The following is a 24,457-nucleotide window of genomic DNA, read 5'->3' on the forward strand; positions in this document are numbered from 1 at the left end:
CTACCGGCGGCCTATCGGTGGCTCGCGTGCAATCGGGCGAGATCGGCCGCACCGACCACTCCTGCGTCGTTGACGAGCTCGGCAATGCGGAAGTCCGGTTCCGGGTGGTAGCCCCGGGCCGGCAGGTTTTCGAGATACGCCTGCCGGATGGGCTCAAGCAGCAGGTCACCGGCCTGGGCGACGCCGCCGCCGAAAACAAAGAGCTGCGGGTCCAGAATGGCTCCCAGGCTGGCACAGGCCTGGCCGAGCCAGCCGCCGAGCTCGCGCAGCGCGGCGAGAGCGCCGGGGTCGCCGGCCATGATCAGCTTGCTGATGTCTTTGCCACCGAGCGAGCCCTTGCGCGAGCGCACATCGGCGAGAGCCTGACCGATGCCGCCGGCATCCGCCAACACGTTGGCCATGCGCTGCAGGGCCCGGCCGGAGCCGTATTGCTCGATGCAGCCGTGGGCGCCGCATCCGCAGGGCAGACCGCCCGGAACAACGCGCATGTGCCCGAGTTCGGCGCCGGCGCCGAAGCCGCCGCGGAACAGGCGGTCCTCGCTCACGATGGCGCCGCCGACGCCGGTGCCGATGGTGAGAGTCACCATGTCGCTGACCAGTCGGCCCGCGCCGTACTGGAATTCGGCCCATCCGGCGGCATTCGCATCGTTCTCGATGATGACGGGCACATCGAGCCGCGCCTCGAGCTTCTCGCGAAACGGCTCCTGGCGCCAGTTGATGTTGGGTGCGTAGTAGACGATCGACTGCGATGCGTCGATGAATCCCGCGGCCGCGACGCCGGCCGCCGCGATGTCGGGGTGGCCCTCACGCAGCCGCTCGATCATCTCCACGACGACGTTCTCGATCTGGTGGGGCTCGCCCGCGGGTGTGGGCTGGCGCTCCTCGGCGACAATCGCGCCAAACTCGTCAACGACGGCCCCGGCGATCTTGGTGCCGCCGATGTCGATCCCGATTGCATGCACGCGCGGCGGCCTTTCTGAAAAAACTGGGGGTGAGCGCGCCCGGTGGGCTCTCAGGAGCCGTTCGATCGCACCATCTAGAGTGTAGTTAACCACCAAGGCAGTTAGCCACGTGGCCGCTTCCGCCGCACAAGGCGGGAAGGCCATGGGGCACTCATCGGTACCGAAGGAGTTACCGTGGAACAATTCGACACGCCGGCCGTTGTACCGGCCGACCCATCCGCCAACGCGAGCGATCTGCTCGTGGATCGGGTCGCCGCGACCCCGGATGCTCCGCTCTTCTCGTTGCCCGTCGATGGCGGTTGGAAGGACGTGACGAGTCGAGAATTTCTTTCCCATGTCGTGGCTCTGTCAAAGGGGCTCATCGCATCCGGAATTCAGCCGGGCGACAAGATCGGCCTGATGTGCAAGACCCGCTACGAGTGGACGCTCATCGACTTCGCCACCTGGTTCGCCGGCGCCATACTCGTTCCCGTATACGAGACTTCCTCGCCCACGCAGGTGCACTGGAACCTCAGCGATTCGGGCGCGACGGCCATGATTCTGGAGACAGCCGAGTATTTCGCCCGCTTCGACGAGGTGCACCCCGAGCTGCCGAAGATCGGCCCGGTCTGGCAGATTCACCTGGGCGATCTCGACAAGCTCGTCGCCGCTGGCGTCGACGTTCCGGATGCCGAGGTCGAGCGCCGTCGTCGGCTCGCTAACGAAGACGACATCGCCACCCTCATCTACACCTCGGGCTCGACCGGCAAGCCGAAGGGCTGCGTGCTGACGCACAAGAACTTCGTCGAGCTCTGCCGCAACTCGGCTGTAGCGATGAGTGAGGTCGTGCACCAGCCCGGGGCGTCCACCCTGCTGTTCATCACGACCGCACACATCTTCGCGCGCTTCATCGCCGTGCTCGCGGTGCACTCCGGCGTGCGGGTCGGCCACCAGTCCGACACCAGCCAGCTGCTGCCGGCCATGGCGTCGTTCAAGCCGACGTTCCTGCTGGCGGTGCCGCGCGTGTTCGAGAAGGTGTACAACTCTGCCGAGCAGAAGGCGGAGGCCGGCGGCAAAGGCAAGATCTTCCGCCGGGCTGCCGCGGTCGCCGTGGCACACTCGAAGGCCGTCGAGGCCGGATCGGTGCCGTTCGGCCTGAAGCTGCAGTTCGCCCTCTTCGACCGACTGGTCTACAGCAAGCTGCGCACGGCCATGGGCGGCAATGTGAAATACGCCGTCTCAGGTTCGGCACCGCTCGGCGCGCACCTTGGCCACTTCTTCCACAGTCTCGGCATCAAGATTCTCGAGGGCTACGGCCTCACCGAGACGACGGCGCCGGCGACGGTCAACCTCGACACCAAGTTCAAGATCGGCACGGTCGGCCCGGCGCTGCCCGGTGTCTCGCTGCGCATCGCCGACGACGGGGAGATCTTCGTCAAGGGCATCAACGTGTTCAAGGAATACTGGCAGAACCCGGAGGCCACGGCCTCCGCGTTCGACGACGGCTGGTTCAGAACGGGTGACCTCGGCACCGTGGATTCGGATGGCTTTCTCACCATCACGGGGCGCAAGAAGGAGATCATCGTCACGGCCGGAGGCAAGAACGTCTCCCCTGCCGCGCTCGAGGATCCGATTCGCTCGAATCCGCTGGTGGGCCAGGTCGTTGTGGTCGGCGACCAGAAGCCGTTTATCGCCGCGCTCATCACCCTCGACGGCGAAATGCTGCCGACGTGGCTGGCAAACAACGGCGAGAACAAGGCCATGACGCTCGCCGAGGCGGCAGAGAACCCGGCGGTGCTCGCCGAGGTGCAGCGCGCCGTCGACCTCGCCAACTCGAAAGTCTCCCGGGCAGAATCCGTGCGCAAGTTCGTCATTCTGCCGACGGAGCTCACGGAGTCGAGCGGTCACCTCACGCCGAAGCTCAGCATCAAGCGCAACGTGATACTCAAGGATTTCGCCGACGATATCGAGTCGATCTACACGGCGGCGCCGGCGACGACGGGCATCTCGCTGCAGCACTGACCCTTCGGCACGCTCACGGACCGGCGGCTAGAACCAGTCGCTTTCGCGCACCTGCTTCATGGCCTCGCGACGGGTCGGCTTGTCGAGCCTGTCGAGGTAGAGCATGCCGTTCAGGTGATCGGTCTCGTGCTGCAGGGCCTGGGCCATCACCCCGGTGCCACTGACCTCTATCGCGTTGCCGTCAAGGTCGATGCCGGTCGCGCGGGCGAATGGGTAGCGCATGGTGGAGAACCACAGCCCGGGAACGGAGAGGCAGCCCTCCTCCATGGCCTCCGGCTCACCGGAGAGCTCCACTATCACCGGGTTGAGCATGTAGCCGATCTCGCCGTCGACGTTGTAACTGAAGGCACGCAGATTCACCCCGATCTGGGCCGCGGCGACACCCGCACGCCCCGGCGGGCGCACGCTGTCGATGAGATCGTCGACGAGGGCGCGAACGCCGTCGTCTACCGCATCGATCGGGTCGGAGACGGTCTTCAGCACGGGGTCGCCAAAGAGTCGGATCTGGCGTTCGGTCACGGTGCCTCCTCGGCGTTCGGTTGGGGTGCGGCGTTCGTGGTGCGTGCAGCGTTCAATTGCTGCACGGCGGCCTCGCGTTCCGCAAGGGCCTCCTCCGCCTTCAACAGGGCGTTCTCGACCACCTCGCTCGCCGCGGGATGCGGCCAGTACTGGCTGCGCGCGAGCCCCCGCACACTCATGCCGTGGCTGGCGGCAAGAACCAGGGTCTGAATCAGGATGCTCGCCTCCGGCCCGATGATGTGGGCACCGAGCAGCAGACCGCTGTCGGCATCGACGATGAGCTTGCAGAAGCTCGTGGTGTCTTCCAGCGCCCAGCCGTAGGCCGTGGTGCGGTATTCCTGCGTCACCGCAACGAACGCACTGCCGTCGACACGCGATGCGGTCTCAGCCTGCGCCTCGGTGAGTCCGAAGTGTGCGATCTGCGGATGGCTGAAGATGGCCGCGGGAATGGGGCCGGGGTCGCCGCCGATGGGTGCATCCGGATGCATGATGTTGTGCTCGACGACGCGCGCCTCGTGATTGGCGACGTGCTTGAGCTGCCACAGGCTGCTCACATCGCCGAGCGCGAAGACCCCCTCGACCGGCGCACCGTTCGACAACACCCGCTGCTGTGCGTCGACGACCAGTCGAGAATCGTCGTGAAGGTCGAAACCGACGGATGCCGCGGCGAGGGTGTCCGTGTTGGGCACGCGCCCGTGCGCCACGAGAACCATCGAGGCCTCGACCCGCCCGCCGGAGGCGAGTGTGAGGTGAAGCTCGCCTCCCACACGCTCGATGGCCTCGACCGCGTCGTTCGCGAGGTGATGCCAGCGATCGTCTGCCAGCTCGGTGAAGCGCTGCGACACATCCGCATCGAGGCCCGTCAGCAGCCGCCCGGAGCGCGTGATGAGGGTGACATCGACACCGAACGACGAGAACACGTGGGCGAATTCCACGGCGACCGCACCGCCGCCGACAATCACGAGCGAACGCGGCAGCGCATCGATGCGCATAATCGAGTTGGAGTCGTGAATCGCCGGATCCGGCTCGTAGGCCGCCAACAGCGGCCGGGGCCGTGAGCCCGCGGCAATGACGATGACGGGCGCGTGCAGTCGCTCTCCGCTGGCGCTGACGACGGTGTGCTGGTCTTCAAAGCCGAAGGACTCGCGGAAGACGGTGACGTTCGGCGACTTCTGGTCACGGTAACGGAATCCGGCACGGGATATCTTGTCGGTCTTGGCGAAGACGCGATCGCGCACCAGCGGCCAGTTCACGGGGTCAATTCTCGCGCTGAGACCGAGCCGCTCGCCGTCGACGGCGTCGGTGGCGACATCCGCGACCCGCACGAACATCTTCGTGGGAATACAGCCGGCGTTCAGGCAGGTGCCGCCGAACCACTCGCCGTCGTCGATGAGTGCGACATTCCACTCGGCGAACTCGGGCCCGATCAGGGAATTGCCCGAGCCTGCACCGATGACGATGAGATCGAACTCCTGCGCCGGCGCACTCGCGCGCTCAGGCACCGCGATTGGCCGGCAGGCCCTCAACGACGAGCGCGGCGAGGGTGCGCGCCGAGTACTTGGTGATCGGCTTGAGGTCTTTGTACGAGACCACCGAGCCCGCCGCCAGCTGCGGGTCGTACGGAATACGCACGATCTCGCGCACCCGGGAGCGGAAGTGCGATTCGATCTCGTCGAGCTTCACGAGATTGGTGCCCTGCGTTGCCGTGTTCAGCGCCACGACGGCGTTGCGCACCAAATCTCCGTAGCCGTTCGCTTCGAGCCAGGTGAGGGTCTCGGATGCCAGCCGCGCCTCGTCGACGCTGCCGCCGGAGACGATCACCACCGAATCGGCGCGCTGCAGGGTGGCCCGCATGACGGAGTGCACGATGCCCGTGCCGCAATCGGTGAGCACAATCGAATAGAAGCGCTCGGCGAGATCGGCAACGACGTTGTAGTCGTTCTCGTCGAACGCCTCGGAGAGCAGTGGGTCGGTATCAGAGGCAAGAATGTCGAGCCGCGTCTCGTCACGGGAGACGAGTGCCGAGAAGTCGGTGAATCCGCCGATTGACGGGGCCTTGTGCACGACGTCGCGCACCGTGGCCCGGGTCTGCTTGGGCACGCGCTCAGAGAGGGTGCCACGGTCGGGGTTGGCATCGACCGCGATGATGCGGTCATCGCGGGCATCGGCAAGAGCCATGCCAAGCAGGGTGGTGACGGTGGTCTTTCCCACGCCGCCCTTGCGCGTCAACACCGGAACGAAGCGGGTTCCACCCTCGAACTGCTTCTGGATGCGGTGGTCAAGCTCCTTGCGCGCCCGCACCGCGGCGGAATCGCCGAGATTGACCGTGTGGAAAGTGAGCCCGTAGACGAAACGACTCCAGCCACCCTCCGGCGCCGGACGCGTCTTGCGATTCACCTCGAGCAGTCGATCCGCCGTCAGCATGGCCGCGGGTTCCGGCTGAACCGAGTGCTCGCCACGCAGGCGATCGCGGCGCGACTGCGAGAACGCGTCGTTGGCGGCGATGGCCGCCGTGTCGATGATGCCGGTGCGCGGGGCGACGATGGCGACGGACATCGTATTGGCGGCATCCGCGCCGATGACATGCCCCGGATTCACGGCGACGTCATCGATGGTGAGAGCCACCTCATCGTCGGGAACCACGTGCACGGGAGCGGGGGGCAGGTCGACGACGACACTGAGGTTCTGCGGCAGATCGACGGCGAGGTCGTCGCTCAGGGAAGGCCTGAGCTCGCGAGAGAACTCCCCCTCCGGGACGGCCGCGGCGTCGGAAGACGGGTTCCGCACGTTCGCGTCCTTCTTGTCCGTTTTATCTGGCACCTGGGCAGTCTCCTTAGCTGAATGACTGTCTCACAGTTTAGCGTGGCACTGAAAATTCGTTCATCAGCACCCGGGCCGTGGGCACGGCCTCGGCCTCGTGTCAGCCGGCAGGGGTGATGACGACGAGCAGGTCGCCCGCGTCGACCTGCTGGGTCTTGGGAATGGCGAGCCTCTCGATGATGCCGGCGATGGGAGCGGTGATGGCTGCCTCCATCTTCATGGCCTCAATGGATGCCACCGACGCTCCGGCGGCGACCGTGTCACCCACGGCCACCTGCAGGGTGACCACGCCCGAGAACGGTGCGGCAACCTGGCCGGGCTTCGCGCTGTCGGCCTTCTCGGCGGCCTTGCTGTCGACCTGGATGCCGCGGTCGCGCACGAACACCGGTCGCAACTGCCCGTTGAGGGTGGTCATCACGGTGCGCATGCCCTTGTCGTCGGCCTCGCCGATGGCCTCAAGCCCGATGTAGAGCCGCACGCCCTTGTCGATCTCGATGACGTGCTCGGCGGTCGGCTGCAGCCCGTAGAGGTAGTCCATGGTGTCGACCACCGAGAGGTCACCGAAGAGCTCGCGGATCTGCTCGAACTGGCGCGTCGGTGCCGGGAACAAGAGCCGGTTCAGGGTGGCACGACGCGTGGCGCTGTCGCCGGCAAGGCCGGCCTCGTCTTCGGCCGTCAGGTCGGCGGTGGGGATCCGCACCGTGCGGCCCGCGAGCACCTTGGAGCGGAACGGCTCGGGCCATCCGCCGGGCAGTTCGCCGAGCTCGCCGGCCATGAAGCCGATCACCGACTCGGGAATGTCGTAGTTCTGCGGGTTCGCCTCGAAATCGGCCGGGTCGGCACGCACCGCGGCCAGCGACAGGGCAAGATCGCCGACGACCTTCGATGACGGGGTCACCTTGGGAACCCGACCGAGGATCTTGTCTGCTGCCGCGTACATGTTCTCGATGAGTTCGAAGTCCTCGGCCAGGCCGAGCGCCTTGGCCTGCTGGCGCAGGTTAGAGAGCTGGCCACCGGGAATCTCGTGCTTATATACGCGGCCCGTGGGGCCCGGCAGACCCGACTCGAAGGGGCGGTAGACGGCGCGCACGGCCTCCCAGTACGGCTCAAGATCGCTGACCGCGCTCAGCGAGAGTCCGGTGTCGCGCTCGGTGTGGGCCAGGGCTGCGACGAGGGCGGATGCCGATGGCTGGCTGGTGGTGCCGGCCATCGGCGCGCTCGCCACGTCTACCGCATCCGCCCCGGCACGGCTGGCCGCCAGCAGGGTGGCCAGCTGGCCGCCGGCGGTGTCGTGGGTGTGCACGTGCACGGGCAGGTCGAAGCGGTCACGGAAGGCCGCCACGAGCTTCTCAGCCGCGGCGGGGCGCAGCAGGCCGGCCATGTCCTTGATGGCCAGGATGTGCGCGCCGGAATCGACGATCTGCTCGGCAAGCTTCAGGTAGTAGTCGAGGGTGTAGAGCTTCTCGGCAGGATCCAGCAGATCGCCGGTGTAGCACACGGCAACCTCGGCAACCGCCGTGCCGGTGGCCAGCACCGATTCGATGGCCGGCCGCATCTGGTCGATGTCGTTCAAGGCATCGAAAATGCGGAAGATATCAACGCCGGTGGCCGCCGCCTCACGCACGAATGCGTCCGTCACCTCGGTCGGATACGGCGTGTAGCCGACGGTGTTACGACCCCGCAACAACATCTGGATGGCCACGTTCGGCAGCGCCTCACGCAGCGACGCGAGCCGATCCCACGGGTCCTCACCCAGGAACCGCAATGCCACGTCGTAGGTTGCCCCGCCCCAGGCCTCGACCGAGAGCAGTTCGGGCGTCATGCGTGCAACATACGGTGCGGCGGCCAGCAGGTCACGCGTGCGTACCCGGGTCGCCAGCAGCGACTGGTGCGCGTCACGGAACGTGGTCTCGGTGACCGCAAGGGCCGTCTGTGCGCGCAAGGCGGCGGCGAAACCCGCCGGGCCGAGCTCGAGCAACCGCTGCCGGGAACCGGCAGGAGCATCAGCCTGCAGGTCGATCTTCGGCAGCTTGTCCACCGGCTCGGCCGTCTCGGGACGCGGACCGTTCGGCTGGTTCACCGTGACATCCGCCAGCCAGTTCAGCATCTTCGTGCCGCGGTCCTTCGACACCCGACCACGCAACAACTCGGGGCGCTCCTCGATGAACGAGGTGCTCAGGTCGCCTGCCACGAACGACGGGTCGTCGAGCACGGCCTGCAGGAAGGGAATGTTGGTGGCAACACCACGAATGCGGAACTCGGCCAGACCGCGCCGGGCCCGGCTCACTGCAGCCTCGAAGGTGCGACCACGGCAGGTCATCTTGGCCAGCATGGAGTCGAAGTGCGGGCTGATCTGCGCGCCCGGGTTGATCGTGCCGCCGTCCAGGCGCACACCGCCACCACCCGGCGAACGGTAGGTCGTGATCTTGCCCGTGTCGGGCCTAAAGCCGGCGGTCGGGTCCTCCGTCGTGATGCGGCACTGCAGGGCCGCCCCGCGCAAAACGAGGTTCTCCTGGTGCAGGCCCAGCTCGCCCAGGGTCTCCCCCGCCGCGATGCGCATCTGCGACTGCACGAGATCCACATCGGTGACCTCCTCGGTCACCGTGTGCTCCACCTGGATGCGCGGGTTCATCTCGATGAACACATGCTGCCCGGCCCGCTCGCCCACCGTGTCGACCAAAAACTCCACGGTTCCCGCGTTGACATAGTTGATCGACTTCGCGAACGCCACGGCATCCTTGTACAGCGACTGTCGAATCTCCTCGTCGAGGTTCGGCGCCGGGGCGATCTCGATGACCTTCTGGTGCCGACGCTGCACCGAGCAGTCACGCTCGAACAGGTGCACCGTCTCGCCCGTGCCGTCCGCCAGAATCTGCACCTCGATGTGCCGGGGGCGCAACACCGCCTGCTCCAAGAACATGGTGGGATCGCCGAAGGCGCTGTCGGCCTCCCGCATCGCCTCCTCGAGCGAGCCACGCAGTTCTTCCTTGGAGTTCACCCGGCGCATCCCGCGCCCGCCGCCACCGGCAACGGCCTTCGCGAAGATCGGAAAACCGATCTCCTCCGCCTGCGAAACCAGCAGATCGACATCCTTCGACGGCGGCGTCGACTTCAGAACCGGAACGCCGGCGGCAATCGCATACTCCTTCGCCGTCACCTTGTTGCCGGCCATCTCCAGCACATGCTCGCCCGGACCGATGAACGTGATGCCCGCCTCGCGCGCCGCCGCCGCCAACTCTGGGTTCTCCGAGAGGAAGCCATAACCGGGGTAGATCGCATCGGCGCCACACTCCTTGGCGACGCGGATGATCTCCGCCACGTTCAGGTACGCACGCACCGGATGCCCCGGCTCACCGATCTGGTACGCCTCATCGGCCTTCAGACGGTGCATAGAGTTGCGGTCCTCATACGGGAACACGGCCACCGTCGCGGCGCCCAACTCATACGCGGCACGGAAAGCACGGATGGCAATTTCGCCGCGATTGGCAACAAGAATCTTACGGAACATGGAGACCTTTCGACCGGGGGCGCGCCACTCAGCAAACGGTTAGGTTCTCTAAGACTAGTGAAGGTAACGTAGCTTCTTGTGCACGTACTCAGCGTCAGTTCCCTCAAAGGTGGTGTCGGCAAGACCACTGTGACGTTAGGCCTCGCCTCCGCCGCTTTCGCCAAAGGACTGCGCACCCTCGTGGTCGATCTGGACCCTCAATCGGATGTTTCGACGGGCATGGACATCCAGATCGCCGGTCATTTGAACGTCGCAGACGTGCTCGCCTCCCCCAAGGAAAAGATCGTTCGTGCCGCCATCGCGCCGAGCGGCTGGACCAAGGGGCGCTCGGGAACCATCGATGTCTTGATCGGAAGCCCGTCGGCGATCAATTTCGATGGACCGCACCCGAGCATCCGGGATATTTGGAAACTCGAAGAGGCGCTCGCGCACGTCGAGCACGACTACGATCTCGTACTCATCGACTGCGCACCGTCGCTCAACGCGCTCACCCGCACCGCCTGGGCGGCCAGCGACCGCGTGACGGTCGTGACGGAGCCGGGGCTTTTCTCGGTTGCAGCAGCGGATCGCGCATTGCGCGCCATCGAAGAGATTCGCCGTGGGCTCAGCCCGCGATTGCAGCCTCTCGGCATCATCGTCAACCGAGCGCGGGTGCAGTCCCTGGAGCACCAGTTCCGCATCAAGGAGCTGCGCGACATGTTCGGCCCTCTCGTGCTGAGCCCTCAGCTGCCCGAGCGCACCTCACTGCAGCAGGCGCAGGGCGCCGCGAAACCCCTGCACATCTGGCCCGGCGAGAGCGCCCAGGAGATGGCGCACAACTTCGACGTGCTCCTCGAGCGCGTGCTGCGCACGGCCCGCATCGGCGAATACGCGCAACTGCCGTAGCGCGCTGGCGCAGCTCGAGTAGCGAGGGTTGCGCTCAGGAGATCTTGCGTGCGGCGGCGCGACGAGCCGCGAGTTCGTCCATGGGGTCTGCCGACTGGGTGTCGAGCTCGACGAGGCTCGACTCCACCTCGCGCAGAACCTTGCCGACGGCGATGCCGAAGACACCCTGGCCCCGGCTGACCAGGTCGATGACCTCGTCGTTGGAGGTGCACAGGTACACGCTGGCGCCGTCGCTCATGAGCGTGGTCTGCGCAAGATCGTTGACCCCGGATTCACGAAGCTGGTTGACGGCCGTGCGAATCTGCTGAAGAGAGATACCCGTGTCGAGCAGTCGCTTCACGAGCTTGAGCACGAGAATGTCGCGAAATCCATAAAGACGCTGTGATCCCGAACCCGCTGCGCCGCGCACGGTGGGCTCGACCAGGCCGGTTCGGGCCCAGTAGTCCAACTGGCGGTAGCTGATTCCGGCCGCACGAGCGGCGACGGCACCGCGATAGCCGGCCGTCGCATCCATTTCGGGAAGTCCGTCGGTGAAGAGCAGTCCGAGGTCGTAGCGGGAGTCGCTTGCACCCAATTCACTCATGCGCTTGCCTCTCGCCCCGCCTTAGATTTCGACGCCTGAGCGTCGTCTTCTCAACGGTACCCATGCCCGAGGCCGCGGGCAACGACATTCGCGAAAAGCGGTGCGGCGTGTCGGGCCGCATCACGGAGTGAGCCGGCCCAGCGCCGAGCGAATGAGGCTGCCCCGCACCACCTCGAGTTGTGCCGCGATGTCCCGCGCCAATTCAACGGCCTGGGCCCGACTCGAGGCGTCTTTGCGACGAGAGACCGGCATGAGCGCACTCTCGATCAGTCCGAGTTCACGCTCGGCGGCAGCACGGAATCCCCTCAGATGTCGCGGCTCGATTCCGCACCTCTGCAGTTCGACGAGGGCCTTGAGAACCCCGAGGGTCTCTTCTTCGTACATCTCGGCCGGCACGATGACCGAGGCCGAAATCGCGTCTTGCAGCAGCATGGGCGTGGCCCCTGCCTCGCGAACGAGATCGGCCTTCTTGAAGCGCCTGCCGGTGGAGAGCATCGATGGGGCCGTCGTGACCGTGCCCGGCAGCGACGGCGAACGACCGGCATCCAGGTCGGCAAGATAGCCGCGAATGACCTTGAGCGGCAAGTAGTGATCGCGCTGCATCGTGAGAATCGTGCGCAACCGTTCGAGGTCTTCCGCGCAGAACTTGCGGTACCCGGATGCCGTGCGTGCCGGCGCGACCAGCCCCTGCTCCTCGAGGAAGCGCAGCTTGGACGGCGTGAGGTCGGCAAACTCGGGTGTGAGCTTGGCCAGCACCTGGCCGATGCTCAAAAGCCCGGCGGGGGCGGGCTGACGCGCCTGAGCGCCCTCCCGGGCCACTAGTTTGCGGTCGCGATGCCCGCGACGGCTCGTGAGGAATAGAACGTCAGCCGGAACTTGCCGACCTGCACCTCGGCGCCGTCGGCCATCAGTGCATTCTCGATTCGAACACCGTCGTAGTAGGTGCCGTTCAGCGATCCGAGATCCTTGACCTCGAAAGCGCTCGCATGCCGCACGAATTCCGCGTGTCGCCTCGAGACGGTGACGTCGTCGAGAAAGATGTCGGCATCCGGATGACGCCCCACGGTCGTCAGGTCTGCATCCAGCAGAAAACGTGCACCGGAATTCGGGCCTCGCCGCACGACCAGCAGCGCCGATCCGTCGGGCAGCGCAGCGATGGCCTGCTGCTCCTCCGCAGAGATGGCTGCGTCGGAGGCATTCATCGCGCTGGCGAACTCCTCCCCGAAGCGTGCCGTCGTGTCATCGTTTCCACGGGACGCGTCGCGCAGGGGGTTGTTCACGGGGCCTCCATCGTTCTCCGGTGTGCGTTCCCTCTCAGGAACCTCAGGGTTTTGGGAATTGTCCACGGTCAACCTCCTCTCTTCTCCAGCGTATCCGATTGGCGGGGCGCGGGTTCGGTCGGATTTCGAACGACCCGAGTGGTTTCGGCGATATAGATGATGCCTGCCCACCAATACAAAAATGCTCCCCACAGGGCAAACGCCCAGCCCAAGGGCAACGATATCGGGGCAAGCACGGGGAACGCCTCCCCCAACATGAGGAGGGGTAAGGCGAAGAAGAGGCAGAACGTGGCCACCTTGCCCAGATGATGCACAGGGAGAGGCCCGAAGCCGTGATTGGCCAGAATCACGCCCAGGATCGCGAGCATCACGTCACGGCCGACGATCACCCCGACCAGCCACCAGGGAATCACTTCGCGCCAGGCCAGTCCGATGAGCGCGGCGAAGATGTAGAGCCGGTCGGCGGCCGGGTCGAGCAGCTGGCCGAGGCGCGAAACCTGGTTCAGCCGACGTGCGAGATAGCCGTCGAGAAAATCCGTGATGCTCGAGATGACAAGAATACCCAGCGCGAGCGCGTCTTCGCCGAGGATCACGAAGACGAGGAAGACAGGCACGAGAGCGAGCCGTGCAAAACTGAGCACATTCGGCACGGTGAGAACCCGCGAACTGACCGTCTCACCGTTGCCCACCATGAGTGTCGAGTCTACTTAATGTCCGGGCACAGAGGAGACCGCTCCTACAATGCGAAGATGCACCCGTTCACCCTGAGCCTGTACGTTCTCGCCGGTATCTGCGCTGCCACCTGGGTCGCCTCCCTGATGACCCGCGAATACTCGTGGGTGGATCGCATCTGGTCGATAGTTCCGCTCGTCTACGTGTGGATTTTTGCCGCTGCCGCGGGGTTGCAGGATGCGAGGCTGAACCTGATGGCGGCGCTCGTGACGGTGTGGGGCATCCGACTGACATTCAACTTCGCGCGCAAGGGCGGATACGCACCCGGCGGCGAGGACTACCGCTGGGCGATCCTGCGCACCCGCATCGCCGGCTGGCAATGGATGCTGTTCAACCTGTTCTTCATTGTGATCTACCAGAACGTGCTGCTCTGGCTCATCACGCTGCCGGCGTGGACGGCCTTCGAGCACCGCGGAGCGCTCACATCGTTGGATGTGATTGCCGCCGCCGTGTTCCTCGCCCTGTTAGCCGGCGAGACCATCGCCGATCAGCAGCAGTGGGCGTTCCATCGTTTCAAGAAGGCCGAGAGCGCCGCCGGCCGGGAGCCCCAGCCCCGGTTTCTGCAGAGCGGCCTGTTTCGGCTGTCGCGGCATCCGAATTTCTTCTTCGAACAGGCGCAGTGGTGGGTTCTCTTCGTCTTCGGCGCCATTGCTGCCGGCTCGCTGCTGCAGTGGACCGTGCTCGGGGCCGTTCTGCTGACGCTCCTCTTTGTCGGTTCGACAGTGTTCACGGAGAGCATCTCACGCTCGCGCTACCCCGAGTACGTCGAATACCAGCGACGAACCTCGGCCGTCATACCGTGGTTCCCTCGCCGTGCCGAGTCGGCGTCGGTCACTCCGACTTCGTGATCTCAGCGATCTGAGCCTCGGTGAGGGCGACCCACGGCGAGCTGTCCGGGTTCGACGAGGATGCTTCGGGGCTCTCCCCCTGATTCCACCACTTCGACTCGTACGGCACCCCGTCGAAGAGCACGCGATCGCCCTTGTTATAGACGGTGCCGCCCGCCCAGTCGGTGTATGTGCCGGCCGGAAGGGTGGGAACCGGTATCGGAGTCTCGCCAGGCAGAACCGGTCCGACGAGGGTCCACGGCGTCGACCACGCGTTGAGCACGGGATTGTCAGGCAGATCTCCGCGCGTCCACCACTTCGCCACATACACGTTGTGGTGCCACACCACTTTGGTGCCCTGCAGATACGCGGAGGTCTTCGCCCAGATCTGGTACGGGCTGGCCGCGGGATCGTCCGTGGCCTCGGCCGCACTCGTGGGATCGGAGGTCGTGACGACGCCCGCCGCGAGCTCCGGGCTTCCCGAGTAGCCGGGTGAGAGCGCAGCGACGAAGGTCTTGCCCTTTTGGTCGATGCCGCTGCAGGCATCCGATACCACCGTCAGATCGACGTAGTTCGGCCCGCAGCTCGTGTCACGGTTCACCGACCACATCGAGACGCGGGCAATGCCCTTCGTGACGGCGAAGGTGTTGAGTGCCGTGGCATCGTCGAGGCCGAAGACCTCCCCGGCGATGTCGTTCTGCCCGATCATGGGCGTCATGCCGAGCTTTGCCCAGACGCTGGTGTCGCTCAGATTGGTTCCGGCCTGCTTGTACAGGATGCCGAGTTGGCGGTGGGTGGCCGTGAGCGCATTCTCCGAGGCGCGCGCCATGCTGTCCTTGGCGGGCTTCGCGGCACCGTAGTCCATGGTCATTGCATTCACACCGGTGAGGTCGACGCCAGCGGCGAGCATCTGGGCGACGGCATCCGTGCCCTGTTCGCTGAGCCCGGTCGGCGAGACCGGCAGTGTCAGCCAGACCGCGAGGGGCTTACCGGATGCGCGCCGCTCCTTCTGCAGGGCGGCAATGGCCGTTGCCCGCCGTTGGCCGCCCGCGCTGTCGGAGAGCGCCCCCGCCTCGACGTCGAGATCGATGGTCGTGAGCGAATAGCGGTCGATGACCTGCCTGTAGGCGTCGAGGAGTTTCTCGGGATCGGTGCATGCGGTCGCCAGCTCCTGGTTGTTCAAGCCGCCGAACGAGACTATTGCGCCACCGCCGCGCTGTTCCAGCCGGGCAATGCGCCGGTCGAGATCGAGCGACGCCGACGCACCGTCGAGAGAATATGCCCCACCCCAACTGGGTGCGCAGTCGTTCTTGGGGTCGGCGACGATGAAGGAGAGTACGACGTCGCGTGCTGCCTTGGACGAGGAGCCCTCGAAGGCGAACGTCGGCGTGGCGGTGACGTCGACGTATCCGGCGAACCACTTCTGTGCAACGGGATCTGCCTTGGCGACCATCGACTGAAACCCGAGGAATCCGGCGACAATGACAGCGGCCGTCACGACGATGGCGATGGTGACCCGGATCGGCGACAGACGCCGAGCACGGGGCGCACGCCCCTTCGACAGGCTCACCTCGGGGGCTGCGGGGTCAACGACTGACACTGTCACTCTTTTCTCCATGCGCGACCGGGGCCGCTTCGACGACCGCGGAAGTGCGGCGGTGCACGATGTGCTCGCCGTGATTCGCGTTGCCGTGGTAAAGCACGGCGCGCCAGTCGAGCGAGGCCGTCTGGGGGTCACCGGCCTCCGCGGTCTTCGCCTTCGTGTTCTCGACGAAGAGCCAGCCGGTCATGCCGACCCAGATGTCGACGAAGAAGGCTCCGACGCCGATGTACGCGAAGAATGCCCACGTGGCGAGAACGGCGTTCAGCCCGGCAAATGCCGCGTTTCCCCAGTTTGCCGCGAGGATGTCGCGCCACAGCGTGAACAGGGAGAACGCAATGATCAGAACGGGAAAGACCACGTAGAGCACGGGCGAGGCCGTGCGGTTTCTGACCTTCGGCGTTCGGGCGAACGGGATCTTCTTGCCGGTGACGGCCTGCTGCAACGACTTGAGCACCCCGGCCAACTGCACGGGCAGCAGAATGAGGTTGAAGCCGTAGATGCGGAAGATGTCGCTGAACTTGTAGCCGCAATAGCGCAGATCGCTGCCCATCGCCAAGAAGTACGGCAACGCCGCGACCAGCACGAAGGGGCTGAGCAGCCGACTGTCATACGGGTAGACGAGCAGGAAGACCAGACCGAAGCTCGCCCAGGCGATAGACATCATGTAGTTGATGCGCAGCAGCGACTCGGTGAATCCCACGCGCTCGCCGCGCTTGCGGCGCTCACGCAGCTGCGTGACCAGCTTGGGCATGATCAGCAGGCCGCCATTGGCCCAGCGGCGGCGCTGAACGATGAGCGAACCGAAGTCGGGCGGCGTCGCGCTATAGCTGAGGCGCTCCGGGTAGTTCACGAGCGACCAGCCATGAGTGCCAAGGTCGATGCTCGACTCGGTGTCCTCGATGACGGTGCGATCCTGCACGTAACGGTGCACGTCGAATCCGCCGATGCGTTCGGTCTCCACGATGTCCTCGAGGGCGCTCTTGCGGATGACCGCGTTGGCGCCCACCCAGAACGTGGCGTTCGCCTTCGTCATGCCCTGGTGCAGAATGTGCTGGATGTCGGTGGTGGCCCCGGCGAGACGCTCGATGCGCGTGGCTGCCCCGCGGAACGAGGAGTACGGAGTCTGGGTGACCGCAACGCGCTCGTTGCCCGGCTGCTGAAGCAGGTGCACGAGTCGCAGGCAGTACTCACGCAGCAACAGCGAGTCGGCATCGAGGGTGAGCAGAAACTCACTGTCGTCAACGAGAAGATCGGCATCGACCCTGTTCGAAGTCACCCGCAGGATGGTGCCCTGGGGCGTGTGCTCCTCGACGTAGTCGTGGCCCATGAGGCCGATGTACGCGTTGAGATTCATGGCCTTGTTGGCCTCCTGCGAGAGTGAGGCGTAACGCTTGCGCTCGAAGGTTGTCAGCTCGGCGCTGAAGGTGCGCACCAGACGGCGGTAGAGCTGGCGCACCCGCTCGAGACTCGGCATCTCGTTTTGATCGGCTGCCGCGTTCAGCGCTGCCCCGGTGAGGGTGAGTTCTTCGGAAAGGCCGAGCAGAACCTGCTCGATGAAGAAGACATCCACGTGATCGTTCTGCTGCTCGGCATCGGCCATATCCGTGAGCCAGCTGCCCGCCCAACTGAAGTGACCGGCGAGTTCCCGAACCTGGTCGAGGGTGAGCGGCCCATGCTCGGCCAGCTGAAGATCGAAGATGACCTGGGCGTCGCCGAAGCGCAGCGCGGGCTCGCGCAGCGCCGCATCGATATCGGCGGTCAGCGCACGAGTGGCCTCCAGCCGCGCGGCAATGGCCGGATCCGTGGGAAACGGCGGGTCATCCACGAGCAGCACGACGCGCACGGAGGGGTATTCCTGAAGTGCCGCTGACCACAGGGTCTGCCGCACGACATCCGGCTCCTCCGCATACGAGGGCACGAGCACGGTCATGGCCGACTTCTCGCCGGCAAAGTGCAGGTCGAGTTCGGCCCGCGGCGCACGAGCGTGCGCCCGGAACCGCTGCAGAGCGCCCTGGCGGGCCACGAGGTACATGAGCGCCGAGAAGGTCAGGAAGGTGACGACCACGACGTAGGAGACGGCGTCCATCGTGAACCGGAAGCCGCCTGCGCCACCGTCGAGCACCTGGCGCAGGATGGTCGAGACCACGTAAATGACCCAGGCAAGGATCGTCACAATGATCGCCAGACGACCGAGTACGAGCTTGCGGTCGGAGGGATTCGGGTGGGTTACGGGCAACGGTTGAATACGGCGCTCGGCGCCCCACTGCCGTTTTCTGGCAGAGGCGTATGAGGACTTTTCGGGCATGAGGGTCCTTGGAAGCAGGCGGCGGGGTTCGGGTCTCGCCATCGGGTGTCCTGCACCGTTCACTCTATGGTGCGCAAACGCGCACTCGAACGTCCCATTTCGAGGGTCAGCGTCGGCAACCGGATGCCGCTGCGATCGCCCGAGTCACGGCGAGAGCGGGCGTCGCTCCCGCCGCGACGCGCGGCATCCGATTCATACACGATGCCCGTGCAGCGCGGTACCGTGAAAGACATGTCCTGCATTCGATTCAACACACCCGCTCAGCGGCAGGCCATGCGAGACAGCGTTCCCGCGATGCTCACCGCTGAGGAAGCCGCGGCGCTGCATCCGTCTCCCCCGGTGACGGAAAGCAAAATACGCCGACTACGATTGCTGGCGACGAATGCAAATCCGAAGATCCGCGAGAGCGTTGCGAGCAGTTACAACGCCCCTGAAGACGTCTTCGCAGCCCTCGCCGCTGATCCTGACGAGGGCGTGCGCTCGTGTCTGGCGCGCAACGAGGCGACCCCGTGCGACATTCTGCGGCAACTCGCCACAGACAAATCCGAGACGGTACGCGGATGGGTCGCGGTGAACTATTTCGTTCCGACCGACGCCATGGAGGCGCTCGCCAAGGATCGCAGCAAGACGGTGCGCGGTCTGGTCAAGTGGAAGTCGGAGTTGGCGAGCGCCTGAGCGCCGTGCCGACTAAGCGTTGCGTCTGATGAAGCGCAGCAGCCCCACGATGATGCCGATGATCAGCAGCACGATGCCGATCCAGAGCAGCACCTTGACTGCCGCGATGAAGACGCCGAGAAAGAGACCAATCAGGCCGATCACGATGAGGATTACAGCGAGTGATGTCATGTCTGCACCGTACCCTGAGCGGCCTCGACGCGTAAGTGCCACGCGCATGAAGGCTGAGAATACCTATCGCACCATTACCGCCCGGAGCCAGCGGTGCTAGACCGAGGGCATGGATTCAGAACGCCCTGAGCTCGACCTTGTTCCTCTTGCCGGCAGCGAGCGAAGCGCCGCGCCGGGCGTAAGCGCGACCCAGCAGGGGGTGAAGCCGGGAACACGCGTCGAGGCGACGCTCGTGCTGCGTCGCCGGGCGCCGCTCGACGACTCCGTACTGTTCGAATCACCCACCCCGCTGCGCTCCCCCCGTGAGCTCGGCGAGCGATTCGGTGCCGACCCGACGGACGTCACGCTGGTCGTCGAGACGCTCGGCGCGCTCGGCCTTCAGATCGTGAGTACGGATGCCGCATCCCGGCGCGTGCGTATCGCCGGGCCCGTCGAGCTGGTCACCGCGGTCTTCGGCACCGATCTGCGGCAGGTGACCTCGAAGACGGTGACGGGAGCATCCGCGGATCATCGCCACCGTACCGGTGCGCTCAGCATTCCCCGTCAACTCGACGGAATCGTGACAGCGGTGCTCGGATTGGATGACCGGCCGCAGTCACATGCGCAGTTTCGCATCGCGCAGGCCGAGGCCGTAACCGCCAGCTACACACCCGTGCAGGTGGGCGCCTTCTACGACTTCCCCGCGAACACGGACGGTGCGGGTCAGAGCATCGCCATCGTCGAGCTCGGCGGCGGATTCGCCCAGGGCGATCTCGACACGTATTTCTCGGGTCTCGGTCTGGCAACTCCCACCGTCAGCGCCGTGGGCGTCGACGGCGCAGCGAATCAGCCGGGAAAGGATCCGAACGGCGCTGACGGGGAGGTGTTGCTCGACATCGAGGTGATCGGGGCGCTTGCACCGGCCGCAGACATCCGGGTCTATTTCGCGCCGAACACCGACGCGGGTTTTCTCGACGCGGTGAGCGACGCCGCGCATGCCTCGCCCACACCGGTGGCCATCAGCATCAGCTGGGGCCAGAGCGAGGACGACTGGACCGCGCAGGCACGCAACGCACTCGATGCGGCCATGACGGATGCCGCGGCGCTCGGCATCACCGTGACCGCGGCCTCGGGAGACGACGGCAGCACGGACCGGGCGACTGATGGCAAGGCCCACGTGGACTTTCCCGCATCGAGCCCCCATGCTCTCGCCTGCGGCGGAACGAGGCTCGAGGGCGATGCCACGAAGGGAACCGTCACGAGCGAGGTGGTGTGGAACAACGGAAGCGGCCAGGGTGCTTCGGGTGGAGGGGTGAGTGATGCTTTCACACTGCCGAGCTGGCAGCGCAACGCCGGCGTGCCGATGTCACAGGGGCGCGGCGGCGGTCGCGGAGTTCCCGATGTCGCCGGCAACGCCGACCCCGAGACGGGCTACCGGGTGCGGGTCGATGGCACAGACATGGTGATCGGCGGAACAAGCGCCGTGTCGCCACTGTGGGCCGCGCTCATCGCCCGCCTGGCGCAGTCGACGGGGCGAGGATTCGCACTGATTCAACCGGCACTGTATGGCACTGTCGCGGCCGGTCAGGTCGCACCGGGCTTTCGTGATGTGACGCAGGGCGACAACGGGGCTTTCCACGCGGGGGCGGGGTGGGATGCCTGCACGGGCCTGGGCGTGCCGGAGGGCACGGCACTGCTGGGCTTGCTGGATCCGAAGAGTTCGTAAGCGGCGGCCACGCGTCGGGCAAGCGGCACTGCGTCGCACGGCGCGCGTTCTCAGGCGGTGAGCACGGAGAGCACGTTGCCCGCAGGATCGGTGAACCAGGCGATATCGGGGCCGCGCTGTGCCGCTCGACCACGCAGAATACCCTTTGCGTCCGTCGGCATGTTCGGATCATCGTAGATATCGGTCTTCACCCCGGCCGCGTTGAGCTCGTCGACCGCCGAATCGATGTCGTCGACAACAAGATTGAGCACGGTGAACGAGGCAGGCTCATGATTGGGCTTCGGATAGATGAAGACTTCGGCACCACCGGGCAAGGTGAGCTGCAGCGCCCCCATCTCATTCCCGGCAATGGTGAGACCGAGCGTTTCACCGTAGAAGGTCTGCGCGGCAGCGATGTCGTCGACGCTGAATCCGCTGAATGCATGGACTGGGGTGAACATGAAGTGCTCCTTGGGGACTTCGGTAGGCGGCATCGACAAGATCGTTCGGATGCTCACACCGGCTACTTTGCCACCATGAGCGCGGCTTTCCCACCCCTCTCACAAGCTGAGATATGGTCACCGTGTTGGACAAAGACGTTCAGTACGAGAGGAAACCGTGTCAGAAGAACAGTCGTGGAACCTTGCCCGGTTGATTCCGACTTCCGGAATTAACGGTGCGGACGAACAGGAACGTCGAGCAACCTCAGCGTTGCTGGCTGTCATGAGCTCGGTTAAGGAATTTGGCCGGGCATTGACCGCACCTCTTGGAGCGCCCGCCGGGAAGATTGAGACATTCATCGAGGTTCCTTTCAAACTCGGCGAAGCGAAGGTCTTCCCGGATGGCCTCATTCGGTTGACGCGGGGTAAATCGACTTGGACGGCTCTGGTCGAGGTGAAGACCGGTAATAACCTGCTGGCGGTCCAGCAGCTGGAGAATTATCTGGACGTCGCTCGCGAGCACGGCTATCAGGCCTTGATTACGATCTCGAACGAAATTCCCCCCACGGAGGGTCAGCATCCGACGGCGGTGGATAAACGCAAACTGAAGCGGGTAAGCCTGCATCACTGGTCGTGGACCAAGGTCCTGGCCGAGGCCGTCATTCAGAAAGAACACCGCGGTGTTGCCGACCCGGATCAGGCTTGGATACTCGGAGAGCTCATTCGCTATCTTGAGCATCCACGATCCGGTGCACTCGCCTTTGATGACATGGGCCAGAATTGGGTACACGTCAGGGACGCTGTCGAGGCGAATACCCTCCGCGCTCACGACAAGGCCGCCGCGGAAGTTGCATCGCGCTTCGATGCGCTTGTCCGATATTCGTGCCTCAAGCTAGGCCAGCGCCTCGGCACGGAAGTTGTTCCTTTCCTCACCCGTGCGGAGCAGAACGACCCCTTACGTCGACAGTCCACTCTCGTGACATCGCTCGTCGATAACGGCATCATGACCGCAGCAATCCGAGTTCCGAACACGGTCGGACCTATCGAATTGGTTGCAGATATTCGGGCGGGAAGGGTCACGTGTCATATAGACGTCGATGCACCGCGCGAAGGAAGATCCACTACTCGTGTCAACTGGCTTCTGCGTCAGCTGAAGGATGCCCCGGATTCCCTTCGACTGGAGGCGTTTGCCATACGCGCGCGGAGCGGAGCAACCGACCTCCTTGGTGCAGTGCGATCCGACCCAGCCGTGCTCATCGATGATCCAACGAAGGAATTGAAGTCGTTTCGAGTCGCGAACTCGGGGCCGATGGGCACTAAGCGCGGCGTTGGTCGGGGCTCTTTTATCGACTCGGTGCTTGAGTGCGTTCAGAACACATACGAACTGGTGGGCCAGAATATCAAGGCATGGGCGCCCACGCCTCCTCGCCTGCGCTCATCAACTGAGGTTGAGATCGAAGCCGGGAAGCCTCCCGCGATCCCTTCTGCGGCGTTGTCGTCGCAGGACGGCGAAGCTTCCATTTCAGCCGCGAGAGAGCTCAAATCAGCGAACGGAATGCCTTAAACAGCCGCTGTTCTCACCAACTGTAATGTCGGTGGTGTCGTGTTGACTTGAGGCATGAACCGCAGCGCAGCGCATGAGTTGCAGACAACAGCCGGTACCGCTGTTTCTGCCGCCGTTGCCGCGCCGCCTCGCCTTTCTGCGGTCATGGCAGACACGCTCGGCGAGCTTGTCGACGGCATTGCTGCACTCGATTCCATGCTCGCCACCGTCACGGCGATGCGCGCCGAACTGATCGATCAGGCGCGACAGTGGAGCGAGGTGACGGAACACGCATCCGCCCTCTCTGGCGATGCCGGTTGGAGCGCCGAGACGGTCGCGCGCCGGGTTCTCGTGACCGAACTCGCGTGTGCACTGCGGATGCCGGAACGCACGGTGGAAGGACTGGTACACGAGAGCGAGAGCCTCCTGCACGAGTTGCCGGGCACTCTGCGGGCGCTGCACGACGGCGCGATCAGCTATCGGCATGCCCAGTCACTCATCGACCACGCCCGCTCGGTTCCTGAGGAGGCGTTGGAGCAGTTCGAGAGCGCCGCGCTCCCGTTCGCGAAGACGCTGACCGTCAGTCGCTTCGAGCGCAAGGCACGCGTGCTGCGCGAGCGGGCGCATCCGCAGACCATCGCCGAACGGCATGTCGCCGCCGTCGACGATCGCCGTATCGAACTGCAGCCGGCGCGAGACGGAATGTCATGGTTCAGCGCCCTGCTGCCGGCACCCTCAGCGCAGGCGATCTACGACCGCGCCACCGAGCTCGCGGTCGGGTTGCAGTCGCCCGACGAGCCGCGAACCCTGACGCAGTTGCGTGCGGACGTGCTGACCGATCTGCTTGTCGATGGAACAACGGATGCGCCTGGCGCGTCCGCGGATGCGGTGGGAGCCCGCGGTGCCCCCGGCGGCCTCGGTCATGGCATCCGCGCTCGCGTACTCGTGACGGTGCCCGTTTTGACACTCCTCGGTCACAGCGAGGAGCCTGGCAGTCTGGAGGGGTACGGTCCGATCGACGCCGACACGGCTCGTCGACTTGCCGCACACGCGCCGAGCTTCACGCGCATTCTCACTCACCCCGAGACCGGCTGCGTGCTTTCGGTCGGGCGCGAGAGATACGTGGTTCCCCAAGACCTGCGCACCTGGCTTCGGGTTCGCGACGAGACCTGCCGATTTCCCGGATGCGCGCGCGGGGCCGCGCGCTGCGACCTCGATCACACTCTCGACTGGCAGCACGGCGGCCGCACGGAGCACGACAACCTGGCACATCTGTGTCCTTCGCACCACAAGGTCAAACATCACACCGCCTGGACCGTCACGAACGCGCGAGACGGAACGCTGGAGTGGGTGTCGCCGACTGCGCACCACTACACGACGCAGCCCGCGACGAGCATGCGGCAGGCTACGGCGAGCTTTCGGCCAGCAACGGATAGTTCCGAGGAGGAACCGTGCGCTCCGCAACTTCCTCTGACATCACCGCATTCATGAACGACGAAAGGAACAGAACAATGGACTGGAAGATCGAGCTTGTCTTCGTACCGGTGACCGATGTCGATCGGGCGAAGGCGTTCTACACCGAGAAGGTCGGCTTCAACGCCGACTTCGACCATCAGGTCACCGACGAGCTGAGATTCGTGCAGCTCACCCCGCCCGGGTCAGCCTGTTCCATAGCGATAGGTACCGGTCTGGGTAACACGAACATGGCGCCCGGTTCACAGAACATTCAGATCGTGATCGCCGACGCCGACGCCGCGCGTGCGCAGTTGCTCGAGCGCGGAGCCGAGCCGAGCGAAGTCGACGAGCAGGCATGGGGGCGCTTCGTATACTTCAGCGATCCGGACGGCAACAGGTGGGCGCTGCAGCAGCCGCCCCAGCGCGACTGAAATCACCGCACTATGCTGAATTCCTCAGCTATA

General features: G+C 65.2%; 22 protein-coding genes. 8 read left to right on the plus strand and 14 right to left on the minus strand.

Going from position 1 to position 24,457, the window contains the following annotated elements; genetic code table 11:
- Positions 1-11: 11 nt before the first annotated feature.
- Complete coding sequence (locus ASC63_RS13955) at positions 12-962, minus strand: ROK family glucokinase (protein ID WP_055815649.1); 951 nt, start codon at positions 960-962, stop codon at positions 12-14.
- 174 nt (positions 963-1,136) lie between these two features.
- Here ASC63_RS13955 and ASC63_RS13960 point away from each other — a divergent pair, with 174 nt between their 5' ends.
- Positions 1,137-2,963 carry an AMP-dependent synthetase/ligase gene (locus tag ASC63_RS13960; RefSeq protein WP_055815652.1) on the plus strand — a complete coding sequence of 609 codons (1,827 nt, stop codon included), beginning with the start codon at positions 1,137-1,139 and terminating at the stop codon, positions 2,961-2,963.
- A 27-nt stretch (positions 2,964-2,990) separates the two neighbouring features.
- Here ASC63_RS13960 and def read toward each other — a convergent pair whose 3' ends face one another.
- From def to ASC63_RS13980, 4 genes are all read right to left on the minus strand, one after another.
- Entirely contained in the window at positions 2,991-3,482 is a 492-nt protein-coding gene (def, locus tag ASC63_RS13965) for a peptide deformylase (RefSeq protein ID WP_055815655.1), read from the minus strand.
- Positions 3,479-4,984 (minus strand): mycothione reductase, encoded by a 1,506-nt coding sequence (locus ASC63_RS13970; protein ID WP_082487847.1) that lies wholly within the window; start codon positions 4,982-4,984, stop codon positions 3,479-3,481. The genes def and ASC63_RS13970 overlap by 4 nt, the downstream gene beginning before the upstream one ends.
- Entirely contained in the window at positions 4,977-6,302 is a 1,326-nt protein-coding gene (locus tag ASC63_RS13975; RefSeq protein ID WP_082487849.1) for a MinD/ParA family ATP-binding protein, read from the minus strand. The genes ASC63_RS13970 and ASC63_RS13975 overlap by 8 nt, the downstream gene beginning before the upstream one ends.
- Positions 6,303-6,402: 100 nt before the next feature.
- On the minus strand, positions 6,403-9,810 hold the full coding sequence (locus tag ASC63_RS13980; RefSeq protein ID WP_055815659.1) for a pyruvate carboxylase: 3,408 nt from the start codon (positions 9,808-9,810) through the stop codon (positions 6,403-6,405).
- 78 nt (positions 9,811-9,888) lie between these two features.
- On the opposite strand from ASC63_RS13980, the gene ASC63_RS13985 reads away from it, so the two are divergent.
- Complete coding sequence (locus tag ASC63_RS13985; RefSeq protein WP_055815661.1) at positions 9,889-10,695, plus strand: ParA family protein; 807 nt, start codon at positions 9,889-9,891, stop codon at positions 10,693-10,695.
- Positions 10,696-10,729: 34 nt separating this feature from the next.
- On the opposite strand, the gene ASC63_RS13990 is transcribed toward ASC63_RS13985, so the two are convergent.
- From ASC63_RS13990 to ASC63_RS14005, 4 genes are all read right to left on the minus strand, one after another.
- A complete protein-coding gene (locus ASC63_RS13990; RefSeq protein ID WP_055815664.1) occupies positions 10,730-11,278 on the minus strand; it encodes a MerR family transcriptional regulator in 549 nt (182 codons plus the stop codon).
- Between the two features lie 120 nt (positions 11,279-11,398).
- Entirely contained in the window at positions 11,399-12,097 is a 699-nt protein-coding gene (ftsR, locus tag ASC63_RS13995; RefSeq protein WP_055815667.1) for a transcriptional regulator FtsR, read from the minus strand.
- Positions 12,097-12,558, minus strand: a complete 462-nt coding sequence (locus ASC63_RS14000; RefSeq protein ID WP_055815670.1) for an FHA domain-containing protein — start codon at positions 12,556-12,558, stop codon at positions 12,097-12,099. The genes ftsR and ASC63_RS14000 overlap by 1 nt, the downstream gene beginning before the upstream one ends.
- A gap of 68 nt (positions 12,559-12,626) precedes the next feature.
- Positions 12,627-13,250, minus strand: a complete 624-nt coding sequence (locus ASC63_RS14005; protein WP_055815673.1) for a CDP-alcohol phosphatidyltransferase family protein — start codon at positions 13,248-13,250, stop codon at positions 12,627-12,629.
- A 57-nt stretch (positions 13,251-13,307) separates the two neighbouring features.
- Between ASC63_RS14005 and ASC63_RS14010 the strand changes: the two genes are divergently transcribed.
- A complete protein-coding gene (locus tag ASC63_RS14010; protein WP_055816571.1) occupies positions 13,308-14,138 on the plus strand; it encodes a DUF1295 domain-containing protein in 831 nt (276 codons plus the stop codon).
- Here ASC63_RS14010 and ASC63_RS14015 read toward each other — a convergent pair.
- Genes ASC63_RS14015 through ASC63_RS16365 form a run of 3 tightly spaced genes read right to left on the minus strand, consistent with a single transcriptional unit; the run spans position 14,122 to position 18,258 of the window.
- Complete coding sequence (locus ASC63_RS14015; protein ID WP_235492339.1) at positions 14,122-15,717, minus strand: chitinase; 1,596 nt, start codon at positions 15,715-15,717, stop codon at positions 14,122-14,124. The two genes, ASC63_RS14010 and ASC63_RS14015, sit on opposite strands and share 17 nt — an antisense overlap.
- Entirely contained in the window at positions 15,704-18,025 is a 2,322-nt protein-coding gene (locus tag ASC63_RS14020) for a glycosyltransferase family 2 protein (RefSeq protein WP_055815679.1), read from the minus strand. Before ASC63_RS14020 ends, ASC63_RS14015 begins: the two co-directional genes overlap by 14 nt.
- 59 nt (positions 18,026-18,084) lie before the next feature.
- Positions 18,085-18,258, minus strand: a complete 174-nt coding sequence (locus tag ASC63_RS16365) for a hypothetical protein (RefSeq protein ID WP_157487725.1) — start codon at positions 18,256-18,258, stop codon at positions 18,085-18,087.
- Between ASC63_RS16365 and ASC63_RS14025 the strand changes: the two genes are divergently transcribed.
- The gene (locus ASC63_RS14025) at positions 18,257-18,700 is read left to right on the plus strand and encodes a hypothetical protein (protein ID WP_055815682.1); all 444 of its coding nucleotides are present in this window, start codon (positions 18,257-18,259) and stop codon (positions 18,698-18,700) included. The genes ASC63_RS16365 and ASC63_RS14025 overlap by 2 nt on opposite strands.
- A gap of 12 nt (positions 18,701-18,712) precedes the next feature.
- Here the strand turns inward: ASC63_RS14025 and ASC63_RS16530 are convergent, their stop codons facing one another.
- A complete protein-coding gene (locus ASC63_RS16530; protein WP_200936935.1) occupies positions 18,713-18,871 on the minus strand; it encodes a hypothetical protein in 159 nt (52 codons plus the stop codon).
- Positions 18,872-18,980: 109 nt separating this feature from the next.
- On the opposite strand from ASC63_RS16530, the gene ASC63_RS14030 reads away from it, so the two are divergent.
- Positions 18,981-20,576 carry a S53 family peptidase gene (locus ASC63_RS14030; RefSeq protein WP_055815685.1) on the plus strand — a complete coding sequence of 532 codons (1,596 nt, stop codon included), beginning with the start codon at positions 18,981-18,983 and terminating at the stop codon, positions 20,574-20,576.
- 50 nt (positions 20,577-20,626) lie between these two features.
- Here ASC63_RS14030 and ASC63_RS14035 read toward each other — a convergent pair whose 3' ends face one another.
- On the minus strand, positions 20,627-21,016 hold the full coding sequence (locus ASC63_RS14035) for a VOC family protein (protein ID WP_055816573.1): 390 nt from the start codon (positions 21,014-21,016) through the stop codon (positions 20,627-20,629).
- A gap of 157 nt (positions 21,017-21,173) precedes the next feature.
- Here ASC63_RS14035 and ASC63_RS14040 point away from each other — a divergent pair, with 157 nt between their 5' ends.
- The 3 genes from ASC63_RS14040 to ASC63_RS14050 are packed head-to-tail and all read left to right on the plus strand — an operon-like array spanning position 21,174 to position 24,424.
- Positions 21,174-22,559 carry a hypothetical protein gene (locus ASC63_RS14040; RefSeq protein ID WP_157487726.1) on the plus strand — a complete coding sequence of 462 codons (1,386 nt, stop codon included), beginning with the start codon at positions 21,174-21,176 and terminating at the stop codon, positions 22,557-22,559.
- A 54-nt stretch (positions 22,560-22,613) separates the two neighbouring features.
- A complete protein-coding gene (locus tag ASC63_RS14045) occupies positions 22,614-24,029 on the plus strand; it encodes an HNH endonuclease signature motif containing protein (RefSeq protein ID WP_055815692.1) in 1,416 nt (471 codons plus the stop codon).
- Positions 24,030-24,049: 20 nt separating this feature from the next.
- Positions 24,050-24,424, plus strand: a complete 375-nt coding sequence (locus ASC63_RS14050) for a glyoxalase superfamily protein (RefSeq protein ID WP_055815694.1) — start codon at positions 24,050-24,052, stop codon at positions 24,422-24,424.
- Positions 24,425-24,457 lie beyond the last annotated feature (33 nt).

This window comes from Leifsonia sp. Root112D2 (genome assembly GCF_001424905.1).
Taxonomy (GTDB): domain Bacteria; phylum Actinomycetota; class Actinomycetes; order Actinomycetales; family Microbacteriaceae; genus Root112D2.